The sequence below is a fragment of the Treponema sp. Marseille-Q4523 genome (assembly GCF_016901105.1).
In the GTDB taxonomy this organism is placed as follows: domain Bacteria; phylum Spirochaetota; class Spirochaetia; order Treponematales; family Treponemataceae; genus Treponema_D.
In genome coordinates, this window is record NZ_JAFEVM010000004.1 from 47405 (window position 1) to 68967 (window position 21563).

General features: G+C 48.8%; 18 protein-coding genes. 12 read left to right on the forward strand and 6 right to left on the reverse strand.

Annotated elements, in window-relative coordinates; genetic code table 11:
- Positions 1 to 288: 288 nt before the first annotated feature.
- On the reverse strand, positions 289 to 759 hold the full coding sequence (locus tag JSQ97_RS01985) for a hypothetical protein (protein ID WP_205074516.1): 471 nt from the start codon (positions 757 to 759) through the stop codon (positions 289 to 291).
- A 338-nt stretch (positions 760 to 1097) separates the two neighbouring features.
- Between JSQ97_RS01985 and JSQ97_RS01990 the strand changes: the two genes are divergently transcribed.
- Together JSQ97_RS01990 and JSQ97_RS01995 are read left to right on the forward strand one after the other, a co-directional pair.
- Positions 1098 to 3740 (forward strand): hypothetical protein, encoded by a 2643-nt coding sequence (locus tag JSQ97_RS01990; protein ID WP_205074517.1) that lies wholly within the window; start codon positions 1098 to 1100, stop codon positions 3738 to 3740.
- Positions 3737 to 4816 (forward strand): tetratricopeptide repeat protein, encoded by a 1080-nt coding sequence (locus JSQ97_RS01995; RefSeq protein ID WP_205074518.1) that lies wholly within the window; start codon positions 3737 to 3739, stop codon positions 4814 to 4816. Before JSQ97_RS01990 ends, JSQ97_RS01995 begins: the two co-directional genes overlap by 4 nt.
- Before the next feature lie 127 nt (positions 4817 to 4943).
- On the opposite strand, the gene thrS is transcribed toward JSQ97_RS01995, so the two are convergent.
- Together thrS and JSQ97_RS02005 are read right to left on the reverse strand one after the other, a co-directional pair.
- Positions 4944 to 6701 carry a threonine--tRNA ligase gene (thrS, locus tag JSQ97_RS02000; RefSeq protein ID WP_205074519.1) on the reverse strand — a complete coding sequence of 586 codons (1758 nt, stop codon included), beginning with the start codon at positions 6699 to 6701 and terminating at the stop codon, positions 4944 to 4946.
- Positions 6702 to 6911: 210 nt separating this feature from the next.
- Positions 6912 to 7643: a hypothetical protein gene (locus JSQ97_RS02005; RefSeq protein ID WP_205074520.1), complete on the reverse strand. Its 732-nt coding sequence runs from the start codon at positions 7641 to 7643 to the stop codon at positions 6912 to 6914.
- Positions 7644 to 7817: 174 nt separating this feature from the next.
- Between JSQ97_RS02005 and JSQ97_RS02010 the strand changes: the two genes are divergently transcribed.
- A complete protein-coding gene (locus JSQ97_RS02010) occupies positions 7818 to 8546 on the forward strand; it encodes a LuxR C-terminal-related transcriptional regulator (RefSeq protein ID WP_205074521.1) in 729 nt (242 codons plus the stop codon).
- A gap of 13 nt (positions 8547 to 8559) precedes the next feature.
- Entirely contained in the window at positions 8560 to 9420 is an 861-nt protein-coding gene (locus JSQ97_RS02015) for a sensor histidine kinase (protein ID WP_205074522.1), read from the forward strand.
- A 71-nt stretch (positions 9421 to 9491) separates the two neighbouring features.
- On the opposite strand, the gene JSQ97_RS02020 is transcribed toward JSQ97_RS02015, so the two are convergent.
- Positions 9492 to 10118, reverse strand: a complete 627-nt coding sequence (locus JSQ97_RS02020) for a hypothetical protein (RefSeq protein ID WP_205074523.1) — start codon at positions 10116 to 10118, stop codon at positions 9492 to 9494.
- A gap of 124 nt (positions 10119 to 10242) precedes the next feature.
- Here JSQ97_RS02020 and JSQ97_RS02025 point away from each other — a divergent pair, with 124 nt between their 5' ends.
- Complete coding sequence (locus JSQ97_RS02025; RefSeq protein WP_205074524.1) at positions 10243 to 10929, forward strand: tyrosine-protein phosphatase; 687 nt, start codon at positions 10243 to 10245, stop codon at positions 10927 to 10929.
- 122 nt (positions 10930 to 11051) lie between these two features.
- The gene (locus tag JSQ97_RS02030) at positions 11052 to 12158 is read left to right on the forward strand and encodes a tyrosine-protein phosphatase (protein WP_205074525.1); all 1107 of its coding nucleotides are present in this window, start codon (positions 11052 to 11054) and stop codon (positions 12156 to 12158) included.
- A 176-nt stretch (positions 12159 to 12334) separates the two neighbouring features.
- On the opposite strand, the gene JSQ97_RS02035 is transcribed toward JSQ97_RS02030, so the two are convergent.
- Positions 12335 to 13480, reverse strand: coding sequence for a sigma 54-interacting transcriptional regulator (locus JSQ97_RS02035; RefSeq protein ID WP_205074526.1), 1146 nt, complete (start codon positions 13478 to 13480; stop codon positions 12335 to 12337).
- Between the two features lie 95 nt (positions 13481 to 13575).
- Positions 13576 to 14316, reverse strand: a complete 741-nt coding sequence (locus JSQ97_RS02040) for a WecB/TagA/CpsF family glycosyltransferase (RefSeq protein ID WP_205074527.1) — start codon at positions 14314 to 14316, stop codon at positions 13576 to 13578.
- A 216-nt stretch (positions 14317 to 14532) separates the two neighbouring features.
- On the opposite strand from JSQ97_RS02040, the gene JSQ97_RS02045 reads away from it, so the two are divergent.
- From JSQ97_RS02045 to nusB, 6 genes are all read left to right on the forward strand, one after another.
- Complete coding sequence (locus JSQ97_RS02045; protein ID WP_205074528.1) at positions 14533 to 15879, forward strand: FAD-dependent oxidoreductase; 1347 nt, start codon at positions 14533 to 14535, stop codon at positions 15877 to 15879.
- A gap of 126 nt (positions 15880 to 16005) precedes the next feature.
- Entirely contained in the window at positions 16006 to 17061 is a 1056-nt protein-coding gene (locus tag JSQ97_RS02050; RefSeq protein WP_205074529.1) for an NAD(P)-dependent alcohol dehydrogenase, read from the forward strand.
- A 75-nt stretch (positions 17062 to 17136) separates the two neighbouring features.
- Positions 17137 to 18048, forward strand: coding sequence for a CobW family GTP-binding protein (locus JSQ97_RS02055; RefSeq protein ID WP_205074530.1), 912 nt, complete (start codon positions 17137 to 17139; stop codon positions 18046 to 18048).
- Between the two features lie 43 nt (positions 18049 to 18091).
- Positions 18092 to 19900 (forward strand): alanine--tRNA ligase, encoded by a 1809-nt coding sequence (locus JSQ97_RS02060; RefSeq protein ID WP_239446868.1) that lies wholly within the window; start codon positions 18092 to 18094, stop codon positions 19898 to 19900.
- Between the two features lie 83 nt (positions 19901 to 19983).
- Complete coding sequence (locus tag JSQ97_RS02065) at positions 19984 to 21084, forward strand: MOSP complex formation periplasmic protein, TDE1658 family (protein ID WP_205074531.1); 1101 nt, start codon at positions 19984 to 19986, stop codon at positions 21082 to 21084.
- Between the two features lie 9 nt (positions 21085 to 21093).
- Complete coding sequence (gene nusB, locus JSQ97_RS02070) at positions 21094 to 21546, forward strand: transcription antitermination factor NusB (RefSeq protein ID WP_205074532.1); 453 nt, start codon at positions 21094 to 21096, stop codon at positions 21544 to 21546.
- The last annotated feature ends 17 nt before the right edge of the window (positions 21547 to 21563 follow it).

The window sequence follows — 21563 nt, forward strand, 5'->3', positions numbered from 1 at the left end:
ATGCATGTCGGCCGGTTAAATTGAACGTCTGAAATAGCGCCGTTCAATTTAACTTCAAGTTTGCAAGGCAAACCGTTCTCTTTTGAAAACTCACGGATATACGTGTGCGCCGCTTGAAACTTCGCGCTTACGCGCGCGTTGCGAGGCTCGCGTACGAATTGCACAGTTCCTAAATCTGAAGATTTACTCGCTGTGCAATTTTAACGGCCGGTTTTTTATGCGCTCTTCCGATTTTTTTCGTTTATTCTTGCGGAGCGTTCAATTCCCGACGCTTTGCGGCGAGCTTGTTTATGTCGATACCGCCGATTTTCCGTGCAGCTTTTTTTGAATCCGCTCTTGTACGCCTGATGCCGGAGAGAGCGTCGTCATCGAAAAATAATATTGTTTTTTTTCAAAGGCGAACGACGCGTCAATGCGGTGTTTTACATCGGTAAAGAATACGGAATACCATTTTTTCTGAGGCAGTTCCGTTTCGAGCGCTTCGATCCGGCCGAGGTCGATGAGCTGCTCGGTAGGTTTTTTCCCGTGCGTCATCTCGCGAAACATCTGCGACATAAAATTCTCGGACGGGGAAACGTAAAAATACAGTCCGTGCGTGCAAAAGACGAGGAGCCCCCAAAGCTCTGTACGCGAAGATGTGAGCGAGAGGGCGGCGTAGGTTTTTTTATCCGCATTGATACATACGAATTCCAGTTCTTCGACGGCATCGCCCGTCTTTTCTTCGAGTTCGATAAAAAATTGTTTTCGTTCGTCGTTCATATAAAATACTATAGCAGATACTGAAAAAAAATTACATGGTTCAATTTCGAGTTTTCTAAAACTCGAAATTTACCAACTGTTTCGTTCACCGACTGAACGGCGAGTTTCGAAAGTGAATAAAGTGATGCGGAGGCGAGGTTCCGGCTGCGTGCCGTTTCGAGCGTTAGGCTTGCGGAAGCCTACCCTAAAAGCTCGACCGCGGCTCATACACGGCGAGTTTGCAAGGCAAACTCGGTAGTGAGGCGACGCCGAACGAAGTTCTCGCCGAAAGCATAGCTTTATTTAGAAATACTTTCGAAACTCGACTTTCGACCTACATATCTGCTATACTGTACGCTATGAAGGAAAAGAAAAAATCGCCGTTCATTGTGCGGCTTTTCAAAGGTATCTTGATTTTTTTATGCATCATCCTCGTCTCTCTCTTCGGATGGATCGGTTTTTCCGTTCTCGACAGGATGTCGCCGCTCGACGTGATTCCGTCCGATTATTCGGTGTTTGTACACATCGATTCTCTGTGGGATGCCGCTTCTCCGATAGTCGATTTGAAAGCCGCCGACGTGCTGCTTGCCGATCCGCTGCTTTCGAATTATCGCGCTCCGTTTATGGAGTTCCGTTCATCGGCTCTGCGAGACAATAAATACGTGCGCTTTGCCGCTTCCCGAAGCGTATATGCGGCGTTTTATGCGGCGAAGGGAACTTCGTCGTATATCGCACTTATCGATATGAGCTTTCTTTCCGCGTTGACGCGCCTCGCACCTCTTGTCGCACCGCATTTGGATATTAATAATTTTGAATACGTAAAGGATTCCGATTTTCCGTATTTCAAATACGCTGCGGGAAAAAATACGGCGTATTATATCGCCCAAAAGCGCAATCTCCTCATCGCATCCGATTCGCTTGCTTTGCTTTCCCGTGCGATTTCGGACGATAACGCTCATGCGTACAAAAAAGAAGAAAAGGCGGTTTTGCTGCAAAAAAGCGGCGAGCCGATCCGCATCGTGGCAAACGGAAAGCGGCTCGTCGAACAGGTTACCGCCGGAAACGATGTCGCCGAAGCCGTTTCTTCGCTGCTCGATGAAAATGCTCTCAGCGTCGTTTCTTTCGGCATCACCGATGCGGATATCACGGTCAAAGCGGAATTTCCGTTTGCGATTTCGGATGCAAGCGCATCTCCGCTTGCGCCTCTTTTAATAAAAAATTCGAAAATGCCCGCGCTTCTTTCGCAGCTCGGAGAGAGCGTGCAGTACTATACGCTGCTCAACGCGGGGCAGTTCAGCGAATTGAAAGATGCGCTCTTTCCGCTTTTACAAGGGACGACGGATGTCGAGCGTACATGGCAGAGGGCGAACGCTTGGTGCAGGCGGCTTTTTTCGGTTTCCCTCGACGATATCGTTTTTTCATGGACGGGCAGCGAGTGCGCCGTGCTCGGCATTGAAGGCAACAGCGATCCCGTTTTTGCGCTGCAGATACGCGATGCGCGTCAGAGAGAAAAAATATTCGATTCCATTTTTTCATCGTTTGCGATCGAAAACAATACGAATTTAATAATCGGAGGCGTGCGCCTTCCCCGTATCGATATGCCGCCGCTGCTTCGCGAACTGCTTTCGTCCTTCGGCATCGATCTGCCGCGTCCGTATTATTTCGTGCAGGGGGATTATATTTATTTTTCCGAGTCGCCGCAAAACCTTTCGACCGTGTACAACGATTTGAAAGAGCGCAAAATGCTCGCACGGAACGAAAATTGGAAAACGGTGTCCGGCAATCAGTCGGCGGAAGCGACGGTGAGCGTGTATTACGATCTGAAACGCAGCATTCCGTTTTTTATCCGAAACGGTACGCTGCTTGCCGATGTGCTCAAATTGTACACGGTCGGCCGCTGCGATTTCCGTTTAAAGAATTCGGTGCTCACCTGTCAGCTGCATGCGGTCGCTTCTTCGGCATCGGATATGCGCCTCGTTCCGGGTTTTCCGATCGCGCTCGAAGGTACGACCGACTTTTTGTTGCACGCCGAAACGGGTAAAAATCCCAGTGCGGTGTTTTGGCTTGAAAACGGAAAAAAGATACGCTCGCTCGAACTTGCGTCCATGAAACGGACGGAACTCGCATTTACCGAAACCGCGTCGATCGTTTCGGCTGCCGAAAAGTGCAGGGATGGGGGCGTGCTTTGGGCCGTCGGCGCGAACGGTGCGGTACATCTGCTGAACCGCGCTCTTGAAAACGTCGGAAACTTTCCCATCCTCACCGGTGCCGTTCCGTCCGCACGTCCTGCAGCATTCGGCAAAACGCTTTTGATCCCGTCGCGGGGTTCGGTCATCGTCGTCGTAAAAGATGACGGTACTTACGATGAAGTGCAGTTTCCGGACGACGGTGAAATTTTATCCGCGCCTTCTCTTTCGGGCGATACGGCTGCGGTATACGAAAAGTCGTTTGCAGGCTCGATCTATCTTATGAAAAATCAAAAAATTATTAATTTTTCAGAACCGATGGAAATAGACGGCATAGGCTTCGATTCGCCTGCGCTCATGGAAAGCGGCGGCTTTCTCTATACGGCGTTTATAACCCAATCGGGCAGGTTTTACCTTTTTAAAGACGGCAAGCTCGAAGACGGATTTCCGATAGAGACAAACGGCGTGTTTTATACGAATGTCGTTTCGTGCGGAACTTTTTTCTTTGCGCTTTCGGAGGATGCGGAAGTGTATCGCTTTGCACTTGACGGTACCTTTACGACGGTAAAGATTCCCGGCGCGTCTTCCGCTCGGCAAGGGAAAATCGCTTCCGTACGTTCCGCTTCGGGAGATGCCGTGTACGCGTGCGCCGACGAAAACGTACTATACGGTTTTATGCAGTCTCTCGAACTCGTCCCCGGATTTCCCGTCGCGGGCAGGGGCTTACCCGTCATAGCGGATGTCAACGGCGATAAAAAGGGCGAATGTATCGTCCTTTCGTTCGATAAAAATTTATATGCATGGGATATACAATGAAAAAATTATTAATTGTTATTTTCACGGCGTTTTCGTTTGTACTCGTTTCCTGTATGACGTTTCAAAAAGACGTATTCGTCTCTTCGAATGAAACTTCTGACGGCTCTTTTTCGCTTTCGATGCAGTCACGCCTTGCCCCGCTCGATGCCGCTTTTTTAGGCGGCGACGATGTCCTAAATTCCGCTGCCGAAAGGACATATATCATTTCGGAGATACAAAAGCGGCTCGCCGTTCCCGAACTTGAAAAACGGACGGCTTCCCGTCTCTATGCGCTTCTGGGCCGCACGTATTTTATCGGCGGAAATTCGAGCGAAGCGAAAAAATCTTACGAGCAGGCTGCCCGCCGCTATGCCGACGACAGCGAAGCGATCGTGCTCGGTCATCGTTTGGGAATTGTTAATTTAAAGGAAGCGCTTTCGCTTCGGAGCGGAGACGGAGTTCTCGTGCTCGAATCCGCCCTCGACGCATACAAGGCGGGAAAGTACGATGAAGCGGCAGGTCTCTTCGATACGGCTTTTTTGCTTCTCGCTCCTTTTTATAAAAGCGCGTATTCGCCGCTCCGCGAAAAAGCGTGGCGTCTTAAAGATGCCGTTTCCGATGATAAAGAGCTTTCGAAATTTTTGCCGCTTGAATCGCTTTCGCTCTTGCAAATGGTTGAAATCACGCAAGCGTCGACGCAGCTTTTGGATATCTATACCGGAGGAAAAAAGTACGGAGGCGAGAGATTGTTTGCCGTTGTACGGGGCGCGGGTTTGTTGAAAAGCGTTTCCGGAAGTTCCGATGAGAGTCAGCTCCGCTCGGCGATGGAAGCGAGCCGTATCCTGTGCGCGCGCTTTTTGTGGAATTTACGGACGGCTGCGAGGAAAAATCAAAATCCTGTAAGATATTCCGAACGTTACCGCGGCAGAATGCTTGCAAGTCCGATCCCCGATGTGCCCGTCGATTCTCCCGATTTCGATGCGGTACTCGGCAGCGTTGAAAACGAACTTATGACGCTCCGCGACGGAGTCAATTTTTATCCCGAAGGAAAAGTGTCGGGAGCGGAATTCAACGCGAGCCTTACAAAGATACGATAGCACGCCGTGATCCGGCACATCGCTTAAAACGAAGTGCAGGAAATGCCGGTTTTAGAAATCGGGTTAAATTTCGAGTTTTTTTAACGCGAAATTTTCCATCCGTTTCGCTCGCCGTTCGACCAATCGATCAAATGCCGTTGTAATGCGTTTTCATTTTTTCCCGCACATAGGCGATAAAGTCTTTGAGCGAAAACGTTTTTTGTTCGAGACCGCTGTCGGCGCGGAAGCGGACGGTTACCGCACCCTCGTCTTTTTCTTTTTGTCCGACGATGAGGATGTACGGCGTTTTGCGCTCCGAGCTTATCGATTTGATTTTGCTTTTCATATTGCTTTCGTCTGTGTATGCGTTTGCGCGTATACCTTCTTCGGCGAGCGCGTTCCGCACCTGCTCCGCGTAATCGTAAAAGTCGGGTCCGACGGGGACGACGGCCGCCTGTTCGAAGTGGAGCCACGCGGGAAAAGCTCCGGCGTAGTTTTCGATGAGGATGCCGATAAAACGTTCGAGCGAGCCGAGCACGGCTCGGTGCAGCATAACCGGATGATGCTTTTGATTGTCCTTTCCGATGTATTCCGCGTTGAGCCGTTCGCTTGAGGGCAGCTGGTAATCGAGCTGGATCGTACCGCACTGCCATTCGCGGCCGAGCGCATCGACGAGGGTAAATTCGAGCTTCGGCCCGTAAAATGCGCCTTCTTTCGGCTGTACTTCGTAGTCGAGACCGGCTTCTTTGCACGCGTTTCCGAGAGCGTTTTCGGCGTGATGCCACGTCGCTTCGTCTCCGACATGATCGTCGGGCATCGTGCTGAGTTTCACGATGAGATTTTTATTAAAACCGAAATCGCCGTATACGCCGACGAGGAGCTTGCAGAACTTTGCGACTTCGCTTTCGATCTGCTCTTCGGTGCACAAAATGTGCGCGTCGTCCTGCACGAAGCCTCTCACGCGCATGATGCCGTGAAGCGTGCCGCTCGGCTCGTTGCGCACGCAGTGACCGAATTCGGCAAGGCGTATCGGAAGATCTTTATAGCTTCTCGTCCGCGTTTTAAATATTTCGATCGCGCCGGGACAGTTCATCGGTTTGATTGCGAACATGCGTTTTTCGCTTTCGGTGATGAACATATTTTTTTGATAATGTCCCCAGTGTCCGCTCCGTTCCCACAGCGTGCGCGGCATGATCGCAGGCGTATTGACTTCCATGTAGCCGTCGGCTTCGAGCTTTTTGCGCATGTACTCCTGCAGCGTTATGTAAATCGTCCAGCCGTTCGGATGCCAAAAAATCTGGCCGGGATCTTCGTCGTCGATGTGAAAAAGATCCATCTTTACGCCGAGTTTTCGATGATCGCGTTTGTCGGCTTCTTCGAGCATTTTGAGGTAATTTTTCAAATCGTCCGGCTTTGCAAAGCATGCCGCATACACGCGCGTGAGCATCGGCTGACTTGCGTCTCCGTGCCAATATGCGCCCGCGATTTTCATCAGCTTAAAAGCCTGCGCGTTTATCTCTTTCGTGCTCGAAACGTGCGGCCCGCGGCAGAGATCGCGAAAATCGTCCTGCTCGTAAGTGGAGATCGTTTCGTCCGCAGGAAGGTTTTGTATCAAATCGATTTTATAGGGCTCGTCTTTGAAAAGGGAAAGCGCTTCGTCTTTTGAAATCTCTTTGCGCATGAATTCGTGGTTGCCCGAAAGAATTTTCCGCATCTCTTTTTCGACCGCCGGAAAATCGCTTTCCGAAAATTTGACGTCTTTCGGAAAATCGAAATCGTAATAAAAGCCCGTATCGATCGCGGGACCTATTGCGACTTTCGTGCCGGGATAGAGATGTTTGATCGCTTCCGCCATAACGTGCGAACAGCTGTGCCTGATCGTCTGTAATCGTTCGTCGAGTGCCATATACAATACCTATATCGTTTCGTGATTGCATTGATAATAGCTCGAATGCCGAGTTTTGTAAATCACTTGGAAATTGCGTTTGCCCCGACGGACGCGTAAACCTGTTCGACAAACCGGTTATCGAACAGGTTTATTATGTATTGGATTGCGTTTTCTTTCATCGTTTTTTATATGTCTGCATACGAAAAAATCCGTATGCAGATAAATTGCTTATTCGTTATCTGTTTTGGTTTTGCCAAATCCACGCGGTATATGAGGGAAAATGCTTATCGCTCCGCCAAAACACAGACCGTCGAATGCGCCAAAAAAGAAATTTCCGTTATCAGCAGCCATAAGAATTCCCCCGCCTATAACAAATACCCCTATAATGACACCGGAAATAATGAGTTTTATCTTCAGTTTTTTCTTCATGGTTGCAGACGCTTCTTCCCAAAGCTCGTTGAACTTGTCAAAATGTGCAGGATTTGAATCTTTTAAAAATTTCAACTCGCGTTCCGCTCTCTGTTTGTATGTCTTTTTGTAATCCCTGTCCGCCATCAATCCTCCGCTGCATTCGCAATAATCATCACAGAAATTATTTACAGCGCGATTAAATTCTCTGTCATCTTCAGGGAATTCATAATTCTTTATATCCCTTATTGCTTCCTTATGAACGGCAGCCTTTCTTTTGCTTTCTGCACGACCGGCGTCTTCTGAGCTGTATCCGGAACCGCCTCCGCCGACAGAGTTTTCACTATATCCTTGTCTCCTGCAATCAGGACAAATATCTTTCTTACCGGATGCAGCTTTTGCACCGGCTCTTAGAAGTTTCACGCCTGCACCGAGGAAAGCGGCATTACTCAGATCTTCTGCGGCTCCGGCAACTCCTGTAAATTTTGCCAAGCCTGAACTTTCCTGCCAATACTTTCTTCCGCATATTGCACATCTTGTCTCATAGCTCATATATTTTTTCCTCCGCGTTTTTTGTCCGCCGACTTAATTTTTGTACGGTAATTCTACATCAGCGTCTTTCAAAAAAACAGTTTGATACCTTTGTGATTTTATGTGAGTTAACTCACGCTTTTCCGTGAGTTAAATTGATTGCGTTGTCCGTACTGTGTGCTATAATGAGAGTTAATGAAAAACTTGATTCTTGTTGATGACCACAAAATGCTCAGAAAAGGAATTTCCGCATATTTCACTGAAAATTCGCAGTGGAATGTGATTGCGGAAGCGGAAAGTCTTGATGATATTCCTAATATTCTGAAAAAAATCGGAGAAGATCCTTACATAAGGAAAAAAAATGACGGGGAGAGAGTACAGAATATTACTTGTCATTGTGAATCTGTTTTTCAATCTGAAACGAAATATCCGGATTCCGACAAGGCGGAAAATTGCACGGTCGCGGTTGTTGACATTCAGATAAAAGGCACGGACGAAAGATTTTCAAACGGATTCGAAGCGGTTCGTCTTCTTCGGCAGTACGGGATCCAAAGCGTTGTTTTTTCCAGCCACGACACAGGAGCCTGTATTGAACGCGCAATGAGCGATGAAGTCGGTGCAAGAGGATTTGTCTCAAAACTCGGCGATGAAAAACTTCTGTTGGACGCGGTGAATACCGTTGCTGAGGGAAAAACTTTCATCCAGCCGGATTTGGTTACAAGCCTTTTGAATACACAGAACGTTTTTTCCATACTCACAAAACGAGAAAAACAGATTGTAAAGCTGATTCAGGATGGGCTTTCAAACCATGAGATTGCACAGTTCCTCGAAATAAAAATCTCCACGCTTGAAAATTACTTGAGCGTCATTTACGACAAAATCGGCTGCAAAAACAAAGATATGCTGCTAAAAAAACTTTCATAGGGGGGGGTATCTGATGGACTTTTCTTCGGCAGAGGCAAAGATTGCGGTTCTTCAGTTTATAGAACTTCTTACGATAATTTCGATCCTCTGCATTTCTTTTGTAATCATCCTTTTGCTTTATCTTAAAAAAAATGAAAAAAACAGGCAGCTTAAAAAAAAGAACGAGGAAGAACTTGAGAGGTCAAATGCAATCATTCAGGCTCAGGAAGAGGAGCGAAAGAGGATCAGCCGAGATTTGCATGACACTGTAACGCAGGACATCAGGACCGCCCTTCTTTTTGGACACAAAATCAGTTCTCTGCCGGAATCCGCGGATTTTTCAGAGCAGCAAAAAAATCTCCTATATAAAATACAGTCAATTGAAGAATCGAATTTGAAAAATATCAGGACTATTATCAGAAATCTTACTCCGCCTGAAATTGAAACTTCGGATTTTGTCCAGCTGATTTCGGACTTCTGCTCAAGCCGTTCGGATCATGAAAAAATTCCGTGTAAATTTCATGCGGAAAAAAGTCCTCTTTTTAATGAACTGACGGCAACGCAAAAACTGCATATTTTCAGAATAATACAGGAAAGCGTGAGCAACAGCCAAAAACATTCCGGTGCACAGGAAATCTGCGTCGTTCTCCGTGAAGAAAATGATGAAAGAACGGAATGCGCGGCGAAAAAGCAAAAAAACGGCAAAAAACTTGTGTTTCTTGTAAGCGATGACGGTCACGGCTTCTGTCCTGAAAAAATTGAAAATACGGAAAACGCAGGCACGCACCTCGGTCTAAGCGGAATAAAAAGTCGGACAGCCTTGCTCAATGCCGAACTCAAGATAAAATCAAATGAAGAAACAGGCACGCAGATAAAATTGGTTGTAAAGATTTAGGGAAGTGCTGATTAAAGCGAGGTGCGCATTTAATCAGTGTTTCCTATGTTTTTAGAAAGTCATCTTATCCTTTACTTCAAATTTTTTTTCGGGAAAATCCTGCAAATTCCTTTGTAGCAAAGCCAACCTAAGGTCATGGCGATTGCTTTGTCAACGATATTCGCCGGAATTCTCGGCAAAAGCGCTGAAATAAAAACCGGCAGATTCGCGTTTTTTAAAAGCGAGTACATAAATCGGACTTGGGATGTTTCCTTATAGTTTGCTAATATATTCATAACGGTAAAAATAGAGGCTCCTTCAAAACTGATTATGAGGGGGATCAAAAACATAAGAAAAACAATATCAATCAAACCGATTTTTTCTTTCCTCGAAACATAAAATCTGATTATAACAACAATTGAAAAACTGCAAATCGACCAAAAAAGCGAATACGGCGAAAAATGATAGGTAAATACGGAAACAATATGAAAAACAGCCGCGCAAACCAGTCCTGCCGTAAGTGAAAAAAACGCTGCCGTAACGGTAAAAATCGTGTCCATGTAGAGCGGAAGTCGGAAGTGCGAATTCAAATAATGAGGCCCGAGATCCATAAGTCCAAAAACAATGCCCAACAGAATTTGGAAAAATATATTTAAGAAAGCCGAACAGGCATTGCCGTCCCAAAAAATATTTTTGGATTCTGAACTTTTTCCGTGCATTTTAGAAGTCTAGCATAAAACCGGAGAAAATTCTATATATGTTTTTCCGTGATGCCTGTTTTTCACAGCTTTCGCTCTCCCCTCATTTTATGCTATACTTGTGCTTTACAGATCAGGAGTATACATGAAAGCTTACAGACGGCTGCATTTTGACGGCATCGAAAATTTCCGCGATCTCGGCGGCTGGGAATGCAGCGGCGGGATGACAAAATACGGAGTGTTTTATCGTTCGACCGAGCTTGCAAAAGCGACAAAGGCGGACTTGCAGCGCATTGAAGATTTGGGGATACGGACGATCCTCGATCTTCGCCATCCGGAAGAAACATCGATCCGTCCCGATCGCCTGCCGAAATCCTGCATCTATAAAAACATATCGGTGCAGGGTTCCATCCTTCCGCACGAACTCAAAGTGAACGGAGACGTGTATATGACGCACACGCTGTACAATATGTATCGCCAGCTTCTTACGGTGAGCGGCGATGAATTCCGCAAAGTGCTGCTTTTTTTGGCGGATACCGAAGGGCCGGTACTGTTTCACTGCGCTGCGGGAAAAGACCGCACGGGGCTTACCACAATGTTTTTATATACGATCGCGGGCGTCGATGAAAAAGATATCGTAGCCGACTACGAAGTGAGCCACACGTATATCAAAGGCTTTATGGACGACGTTTCGGGCTCTCACTATATGAATATGGAAAAACTGATCGCGTTTTTGCACAAAGCTTACGGCGGCGCTTCGCAGTATCTCGATGAGATCGGCATAACGAATGCGGTGCGCCGAAAGCTTTACAAAAAATTCGTTTCGTGCTGACTGCATTGATTTTTCCGAAGCGGATCATACACCGATACCTCCCGGTTCGACATTTTACCTGTTTTCTCTCCCGTGTTCGAAGGGAGTTTTTTGTGGTATAATCGATGTACGGAGGTATAACGATGAAAAAACGAATTCATGTAACGGCGTATGCATTGTTCTTTATCGCGTCGTTTTTTGCGGCAAGCTGCGCGACGGTAAAAAACGTTCCCGCAGGATCCCCCCGCGCGGGTGTTCAAACGACGGTTTCGTCGATCGACAAATACGGAAACTGCGCGCTCAGTATTACGCAGGATGAATTTATCGTAGCGGGTTTCGAGCCGGGCGACATCGTGTCGGTAAAGGCGGGCGCTTTCGCCTTCGATGCTCCCGTGTGTACGAATTACAGCGACGTCGATAACGGAAAATACCTCATCCGTTTGAGTAAGGGAAGCGTCTCGTTTGCAATCAATATGGGTAATTTTGCGAAGACGAGCGGAGCTGCAGCCGGCACTCCCGTCGTCGTCGCGATGAAAGGGAAGGGCGCATACCTTGCCGACTATAAAATCCGCCAGCTTAAAAAAAGCGAAAACCGGAGCGACTACGCATCCGACGAAATCTTTGCCAATTTTCGAGAAGTAAAAGCGGGAGGCATTGCGTCCGGTCGCTTGTACCGATCGTGCAATCCCGTCTACGGTGATGCGCGCGCCCCTTATGCCGAAAAGCTCATAAAAGCGAACGGTATAAAAGCTGCGGTAAACCTTGCGGACAGCCGCGAGAGCGCTTGGAAACACATCGATGAAGCGCCGTATTACAAATCGCTTGCGGAAGGAGGCAATATCGTCTTCCTCAATATGGGCGTTTCGTTTGCCGACGAAGATTTTATTAAAAAATTGCACGACGCCCTCGTCTTTATCGGCGAAAAGAAAAGTGCGTCCTATGTCGTTCATTGCAATGAAGGAAAAGATCGTGCGGGCTATGTGTGCGCCTTACTCGAAGCTCTGTGCGGCGCGACGCTCAATGAAATCAAAGCCGATTATATGACGAGCTTTGAAAATTATTTCGGCGTCAAAAAAGGTACGGAACAGTACGATATGATCGGAGGCGTCATCATCGGTACGCTCGTATCGATCAACGGCGGCAGGGGCGTTACCGATCGGAATGTCGGAAAGGTCGTCGAAAATTATCTCCGTACAAAGGTCGGTCTGACGCGTGAAGAAATCGCTGCCGTGCGTGCAGCGCTGCAGTAGAAAACTGTGTGCCGCACCCGTCCGCATACGCGCGACACAAACGCTTGAGCGCGGCGGGCGCAGTGCGGATCGAAATACGCATCAGCGGGTGCGCAAAAGCGTACCCGTTTGCAGATGCGGTGCAAACCGAAAAGGTTTATTTTATCGACAGTATATTAAACGATACGATACTGCATTCAGAAATTGATATCATCGGGATAGATCGTTTCGCTCTTTGCAAACAGGAGGGCGCGTTGTAAACAATTGACGAGCTGACGTACATTGCCCGGCCAATCGTAGCTCATGAGTTTTTTGCGCGCCGTTTCGGAAAGCGCGATATCATGCCCTGTAAAAAAAGACGCGGCGATTTCATCGATATCTTCAAGATGGCGACGGAGCGGCGGAAGCGTTATCGTGCAGCCTGCAATCCGATAATATAAATCGATACGAAATTTTCCCTTGTGCATCATCTGCTGGAGATCGGCGTTCGTCGCACACACGAGCCGAACATCGACATGGCGTTCGATATCCGAACCGACGCTGCAATAGTTTCCCGTTTCCAATATACGCAGCATCTTTGCCTGCAAAAAGAGAGGGATATCTCCGATCTCGTCGAGAAAGAGCGTGCCGCCGTCGGCTTTCGCAAGGCGTCCCGAACGCTTTACCGCTCCGGTATACGCACCGGGTACCGTACCGAACAGCTCGCTTTCGGCAAGTCCTTCGGCGATCGAAGACATCTCCACCGACACGAAGGCCTTTCCCTTTCTGTGAGAATTATCGTGCAGGAGTTTTGCCGCGAAGGTTTTTCCGGTTCCGCTTTCACCGAGAAGCAAAACCGATATCTCCCGCTGTGCGGCTTCGGCGAGGCGTCGCTTTACATCGATGATGATTTTCGAAGAACCGATAAATTTTTCGAACCCGCTTATATCGACGTCGCCGAACGGCGTCCGCCCCGGTTTTTTAAATATCGGATCGACATCGCTCGGTGCGAGGGCGTACCGCTCGACAACGTCGCGAAGCAGATCCAAATCGCACGGAAACGGAATACACGTTTTATAATGGCGTTCCACATAGGAAAGCGGAAACGTATCGTCGGATTTAACAAGAAACAACACATGTCCGCGGCGCGCAATATCCGAAAATATTTTTTCGGTTCGTCCGTTGAACAGCGCCGTGTCGACGAGTATGAGGTTTTGAAATGCGGTGAGAGCATACGAATACGATTGAAGAGAATCGATGACTTTGACGGAAAAAACGGACTCCAAGGCGTGACGGCACCAATCGATCACTTTTATATCCGAGGATATTAAAACAACGGTGTTTAAATTCGGGAATACCTCCATCTCGCTTCCCCGTTTTTAAACGGCATGAACATTTTCGTTTCCGCCGTACACACGATGCCCCGCCTCTTGTTTTGTCAAAAACCGCTGCGCACTTTTTATGTATTTTTAAAAAGGCGATACCACAGCAATAACAGTATATACCATAAGTACGGAAAAAGCAAAAATATTTTTAAAGGATTGTGAAAAATTTCCGCATAGATTTCGTGTCCGCGCGCAAAAGTTTTTTCGCCGACGCGCTTGATGCGTTCGGCAAAGATGCCGAGTACGTCTTTATAATAAATAAAGATGCTCGACGCGAAGCGGTTCCGTCTGCGGTATACCCACACGTCCTTTTCTTTGATACCGTCGCTTACGAGCACGAGCGAGGGAGACGATTTATAAATCGCTTCGATGACGGCCGCTTCCGCGTTTTTCGAATAATGACCGATATAGCGTCCGACAATCTGCAGATTCGGAAAAGTATCCCGTACGTTCGATTCGGCCTTTTGCAGCGTCGCCCTTCGCGCTCCGAGCAAAAAAATCGATTTATAATGGCGTTCGAGCACGGACAGCACTTCGATCACCGCGTCGAAGGGATTGTATCGTACGGGGATCGATTTTTTGAGAAATTTCGCGCCTCGGATAATGCTTTTCGAAACGGGTAAAACGAGATCGGCACTCCGCACGCATTCGGCGTATTCGCTCTTTCCTCGCGCGCGAAGCAGATCCCACACGGACAAAAATACGATCTGCTTCGTTCCCGGCTTTGCAAGGAGCTCAAGCACTTCGGATTCGATGTCTTCCGCGCGGCAGATATCGACGCCTACACCTGCAACGCTTATCCTTTGAATACTCATAGGGTCTTTATTTTAATTTACCGTACAAAATTATGCAAGCAAGCGGCCGAAAATAGTTGCCGAAAACGGATGAGAATTCGACTCGTTTACAAATTGATTTTTGTTTCTATGTCTGATTTTTACGTGAATAAGTACGACGTGCGTTAGTGTCCGTCGTCATGGTCGGTTTTTTGTGATGCGCTGTTTATTCTCCGGTAAAAGCGATATAATAGCTGTATGAAAACATACGATACGCTTATCATCGGCTTCGGCAAAGCCGGAAAAACGCTTGCCGCAACAATATCGAAAAAAGGAGAGCGTGTCGCCCTCGTCGAAAAGGATTCGGCTATGTACGGCGGTACGTGCATCAACGTCGGCTGTATTCCGTCGAAACGGCTGATCACCGAATCGACCGTGGCGCCGAAAGAAAATTTCGCACTGCAAAAGCAGTATTACAAAACGGCGATCGAAAATAAAAATGCGCTGACAAGTGCGCTTCGGACAGCCAACTACAATAAGCTTATCGAAGCGGGTGTGGACGTCATAGACGGTACAGCTTCATTTTTAAATGCATCGTCCGTCGAAGTAAGAGGCGCCGACGGAAAAGTACAGGTACTTGAAGCGAAAAAAATCGTCATAGACACGGGTTCGTATCCGTTTATCCCGCCCGCTTTACGGACAGAGAATAATCCTCATGTATACGTGTCGGAAAGTATCATGTCCTTAACCGAACTGCCGGAGCGATCGACTGTTGTCGGCGGCGGATATATCGGTTTGGAATTTTCTTCGATGTATGCGAACTTCGGTTCGAAGGTAACGATCGTGCAACGGGAGACCGAATTCCTTCCGAGAGAAGACGAAGACGTTGCACAGAGCATCAGGGGCGTACTCGAAAGCAAAGGCGTTAAAATCATCACCGGTGCACAGACGGAGAGCATCGACGGCGCAAACCTCACTTATATAAAAGACGGAAAAAAATGCAGCCTCGAGGGAGACGCAATTCTTTTGGCGGTCGGACGGCGACCGAATATCGATGCACTGCACGTCGAAAAGGCGGGTATTGAGCTTACCCAAAGAGGAGGGATCGCAACGGACGAGCATTTGCGGACTTCAGTGCCGAATATATGGGCGGCGGGAGACGTGTGCGGAAACCTTTCGTTTACGTATATTTCGCTCGACGACTCGCGGATCATTTTATCGGATATGTACGGAACAAAAGAGCGTACGACGAAAAACAGGGGCGCATTTACGTATTCGGTTTTTATCGACCCGCCGTATTCCAAAGCCGGACTCGGGGAAAAGGAAGCGAGGGCGAAAAATCTCGATTGCCGCGTCGTAAAAATGAATGCGGCGGCGATCCCCAAGTCGAAGGTACTGAAAAAGAGCGAAGGCATGCTCAAAGCGCTCATCGACAATAAAACCGGCTCGATTTTAGGCGCCGCGCTGTTTTGCGCGGGATCCCACGAAATCATCAATATGATAAAGCTCGCCATGGACAATGATCTGCCGTATACCGCCTTTCGCGATTTTATCTACACGCATCCGACGATGTCGGAAGGTTTAAACGATCTGTTTGCGCTCTAGGATGCAGACCGTACAAGTACGGGCATGACGCTGCGTATTTTTTTGTTGCAAAATCCGTTATCCTCATTTATACTGTTATCATATTTCGTGTACTTCGGTATACTGGAAAAAATAGGAGGCTTCAATATGAAAGGATTTGCAATGCTCAAAATCGGCGAAACGGGCTGGATCGAAAAAGACCGCCCGAAATGCGGACCGATGGATGCCATCTGTAAACCGCTTGCGCTCAGCCCGTGTACGTCCGACGTTCATACTGTCTGGGAAGGCGCGATCGGCGACCGGCACAATATGATTTTAGGTCACGAAGGCTGCGGCGAAGTCGTCGAAGTCGGCGCATTGGTCAAAGATTTCAAACCGGGCGACAAGGTTTTGGTTCCCGCGATCACACCGGACTGGAACTCCCTCGAAGCGCAGGCAGGCTATTCGATGCATTCGGGCGGCATGCTCGCCGGTTGGAAATTTTCGAACTTTAAAGACGGCGTATTCGGCGAATTCTTTCATGTAAACGATGCGGACGGAAACCTCGCTCACTTGCCGGACGGAGTTGAAGTGCAGTACGCTCCGATGCTGTCGGATATGGTTCCGACGGGCTTCCACGGCGCCGAACTCGCGGACGTTCAATACGGCGATTCCGTTCTCGTTATCGGAATAGGACCGGTCGGTCTCATGTCCGTTGCGGGCGCGAACCTCCGCGGTGCTTCCAAACTCTACGCTGTCGGAAGCCGTCCCGCTTGTGTCGAAGCGGCAAAATACTACGGCGCGACCGATATCATCAACTACAAAAACGGCCCGATCGACAAGCAGGTTTTGGACTTAACGCACGGCAAAGGCGTTGATAAAGTCATCATCGCAGGCGGTACGGTCGACACATTCGACGAAGCCGTAAAATGCTTAAAACCGGGCGGAAAGATCGGAAACGTCAACTACCTCGGCGAAGGTACCTATATCAAAATTCCGCGCGTCGAATGGGGCGTCGGTATGGGACACAAACAGATCAACGGCGGTCTCATGCCCGGCGGCAGACTCAGAATGGAAAAACTCGGAAGTCTCGTCGCATGCGGCAAGCTCGATCTTTCCAAGCTGATCACGCATAAATTCAACGGCTTTGAAAACGTTGAAAAAGCGCTGATGTTGATGAAAGACAAACCGGCCGATCTTATCAAACCGGTCGTTATCATCTGATCTGAAACTATATGAGAAGGGGACGGCGATCGATTTCATGCCGACCCCTTCTTTTTAAATAATTTTAAAAACAATATGAACATATTGATCGTTTCGGGATTTTTGGGCGCCGGCAAAACGACCTTTATCCGAAAGCTTGCCGAAAAAACCGATAAACGCTTTGCCGTCATGGAAAACGAATACGGAGGCGCCGGCATAGACGGAAATCTGCTCGAACAAAACCGCTTAAAAGTGTGGGAACTCACCGAAGGCTGCATCTGCTGTTCGAAAAAATCGGACTTCGCAATGTCGGTGCTCACGATTGCAAACGGTGCGGACTTCGAATACCTTGTCGTCGAACCGACCGGTGTCGGCATGCTGAGTTCCGTCATCGCAAATCTGCACAAAATCGAATACGAGCGCATACGGCTTTTAAAACCCGTTACCGTAGTCGATATCGACTGTATCGATTCGTATCTTGCGACCTTTGAACAGTTTTATACCGATCAAATCAAAAATGCCGCGCATATCGTCATATCAAAAACCGAAAATAAAAGCGAAGCGGAAATCGAAAAAGCCGTCCGCACGCTCAAAGGTCTCAATCCTCAAGCGGACATAACGGCGCAGCCCTACGATTCCCTCGATGCGGTATGGTGGGGTGAACTCTTCGATATGACAAAAAACGCGTTTACCGGCAAGACTGCGTTATTTCCGCTCCCGCTTTCGGCCGCCCCCGATTTGGAAACGGCGAGCTTTACCGGCATCGCGATCGAATCGATAGAAGAATTGATAAACGATCTTTCGGCACTCGTTTCCGATCGCTTCGGCCGCGTCTACCGAGTCAAAGGCTTTGTCCCGATAAACGGACAGTGGGCGAAATTCGATGTCGTCGACAAGCGTTACAACATCGAAACCTGCGATGCGATGAGCGGATCGAAAGTTACCGTCATCGGTAAAGACCTCGACAAAAACGCGCTCAAGCTGCTGTTCGCACCGATACCTGTTTGATACTGCCTTGACATTGAAGCGGTGAATTTATATTATCAAATTTATGACTGTAGATGAACTTCGATCCAAATATATCGCGTTTTTTAAAAGCAAAGGGCATGCGGAAATAAGCGGTCAGTCGCTCATTCCCGATAACGATCCCACCGTTTTGTTTACGACCGCCGGCATGCAGCCGCTTGTTCCCTATCTTTCGGGGCAAAATCACCCCGAAGGAACGCGGCTCACCGATTATCAAAAATGCGTGCGCACCGGCGATATCGATTCGGTCGGAGATCCGTCGCACTTGACGTTTTTTGAAATGCTCGGCAACTGGTCGCTCGGCGATTATTTTAAAAAAGAATCGATCGCTTTCAGCTGGGAATTTTTAACAGGCAAAGAATGGCTTGCGATTCCGCCGGAAAAAATTTCCGTGACGGTGTTTGCGGGCGAAGAAGGGGTGCCTCGAGACGAGGAAGCGGCTTCCATTTGGGAAAGCTGCGGCATTCCGCGCGAGCGGATCTTTTATCTGCCGAGGAGCGACAACTGGTGGGGGCCTGCGGGTTTGACCGGTCCATGCGGTCCCGATACGGAAATTTTTTACGATACGGGGAAAGAAGCCTGCGCTTCTCACTGCCGGCCGGGCTGTCCGTGCGGAAAATACGTCGAAATCTGGAACAACGTATTTATGCAGTACAATAAAACCGCAGACGGTACGTTCGAACCACTTTCGCGAAAATGCGTCGACACCGGCATGGGAGCCGAGCGCACGGTCGCGATGCTCGGCGGTATGAAGTCCGTTTACGAAATCGATGTTTTCGTTCCGATCATCCGCTGCATCGAATCGCTTTCCGGAAAAAAGTACGGCGAAAATGAAGACGTCGACATATCGATCCGCATCATTTCCGATCACGTGCGCACGGCGACTTTTATTTTGGGCGACCAAAAAGCCGTGACGCCGAGCAATGTCGGCGCGGGTTATATCCTGCGCAGAGTGATCCGCCGTGCGGTGCGCCACGGGCGGAAGATCGGCATCGAAGGCGCCTTTCTCGCAAAGCCTGCGGACGTCGTCATCGGCGAATACGTTAAAGCTTACCCCGAATTCGAAGGCAAAAAAGATTTTATTTTCGAACAGCTCGGCGCGGAAGAGGATAAATTCCTTGCGACGCTGAAAAAAGGCGAAGCGGAGTTTGAAAAGCTTTTGCCGAATTTATTAAAAAATCCGCAAAAAACGATCCCCGGCCGCGTCGCTTTCAGACTCTACGATACGTTCGGTTTTCCGATCGAATTGACCGAAGAGCTCGGCCGCGAACACGGTATGACGGTCGATATCGATTCGTTCAGAGAAGCGGAAAAAAAGCATCAGGAAGAATCGCGCACGCTGAGCGCCGGCGCTTTTAAAAGCGGTCTCGGCGATCATTCGGAGATTTCGACGAAATATCATACGGCGACGCACTTGCTGCACGAAGCGCTCAAACGGGTGCTCGGGCCGGAAGTCGCGCAAAAGGGTTCGAATATTACGCCCGAACGCCTCCGCTTCGATTTTTCTTTTTCGCGTGCATTGACGAAAGAAGAAGTGCAAAAAGTCGAAGATTTGGTAAACGAACAGATCGCGCGTGACCTTCCCGTTTCGGTGGAAGAAATGAGCCTCGACGACGCCAAAGACACCGGAGCGCGTGCGCTTTTCGGCGACAAATACGGCGAGCGCGTTACGGTGTATTCCATCGGAGACTTCAGCAAAGAAGTGTGCGCAGGCCCGCACGTCGAGCATACGGCGCAGATCGGGCAGTTTAAGATAACGAAAGAGCAGTCATCTTCCGCAGGCGTGCGCCGCATTCGCGCGGTCATTTCGGGCGGGCTTCCGCTCGGAGCTTAGCGGCAGGCGCATCTTCGTTCCGGTATGCGCTCGTGTAACACATCGCAGTGCAATTTGTTATTATTGAAAAGGACTTAGATACAATGAAAGTAAACCGTTTTACCCTCATTTATTGCATGTTGATGATTTCGGCCGCGTCCGTTTTTGCGCAGTCGGATTTGCAAGTGCTTGCAGTTATAAAGCTCAACAAGAGTGAATCGATTACCGTCAAGCAGCTTAAAACGCGCGTCGGCGTGTATGAAAAGCAGGCGGGCAGGGTGCTGACCGTCGATGAGCGCAAGCAGACGCTCGACGCCCTTATCTCCGAAAAGCTCATCAATCAGGCGGCGCAAAAAGCGGGTATTTCCATTCCCGACAGCACGGTAAATCAAAACTTTCTCCAGTCGATGTCGCAGATGATCGGCAGAAACGATACCGTTACCGAACAGGAACTCAATACGTTTGTTCGTCAGCAAACGAAGATGTCGCTCGATGAGTTTATGAGGCAGCAGGCGGGCATGTCCATCGCCGAATATAAAGAATACCTTAAAGCGCAGATCACGGCGCAGCAGTATATCCAGCAGCAGCGGGAAGCCGAACTCCGCAGCGTTGCGCCGACGGACGAAGATATCCGCTCGTTTTACGAAATGAATAAAGCGAATTTCGTGTGGAGCGATATGCTCCGCCTCTTCCTCGTGATCGTGCCGAAAGGCGCCGCTCCGGACGACGCAAAAGCGAAGGCGACGGAGATGTGGAATACGCTCAAAAGCGCAAAGGATCCGAATGCGGCACGCACGCAGATCGGCGTCCGTTCTCAGGCTGAAAAATCCGGTTTTCAAGCGGGCGAAATGCTTATCAATAAAACCGAAACGAGCGCCGTGCAGCTCGGCATATCTTACCGCGTGCTGCTCGAACTCTTTTCCCGCACTCCCGGATATATTTCCGACGTGCAGGACAACGACACGAATTATCAATTTTATTCCATCATAGAAAAATACGACGCGAAACTGCTCGGCTTGAGCGATATCGTCCGTCCGGGAACGACGATCACCGTCTACAATTACATCAAGCAGTATCTCGGTCAGCAGCAGCAGATGGCGTACCTGCAAAGGGCCGCAAACGAGATTTCCAAATCGCTCGACGTAAGCGAAAACGTCGACCGCAAAAAAACCGGCGCCGAACTGGATAAACTTTTAAGCTGGTAAGGAAATCGCGTGTCGCGCAGAAAGGGCAGGGTGCTTGCATTTCAAACGCTGTACTCTTACGAAGTGGGCGGCATCCCGCTTGAAGACCTGCTCTCATTTTCGTGGGTGTCGGAAAGCGGTGTCCCCGCCGAAGATACGAACAAAGACGAATACGTATTTGCACGGCTTTTGGCCGCCGGCACGGTCGAGCATCTTTCCGAAATAGACGAAAACATAAAAAAACACCTCGCCGCAAATTGGGATCTCGACCGCGTAAACAAAGTATCGCTGTCCATTTTGCGCATGAGCGTGTATTCGCTCCTATATCAAAAAGACGTCGGCGCTTCCGTCGTCATAGACGAAGCCATACAGATCGCAAAGGAATTCGGAGCGGACGATTCGTTCCGCTTTATCAACGCGGTCCTCGATAAAATCGGCAAAGCCGTTTCCGTGCCGCCTCCCGCCGAAGCATCCGCCGAGTAAGGGACGGGGCGAGGGAC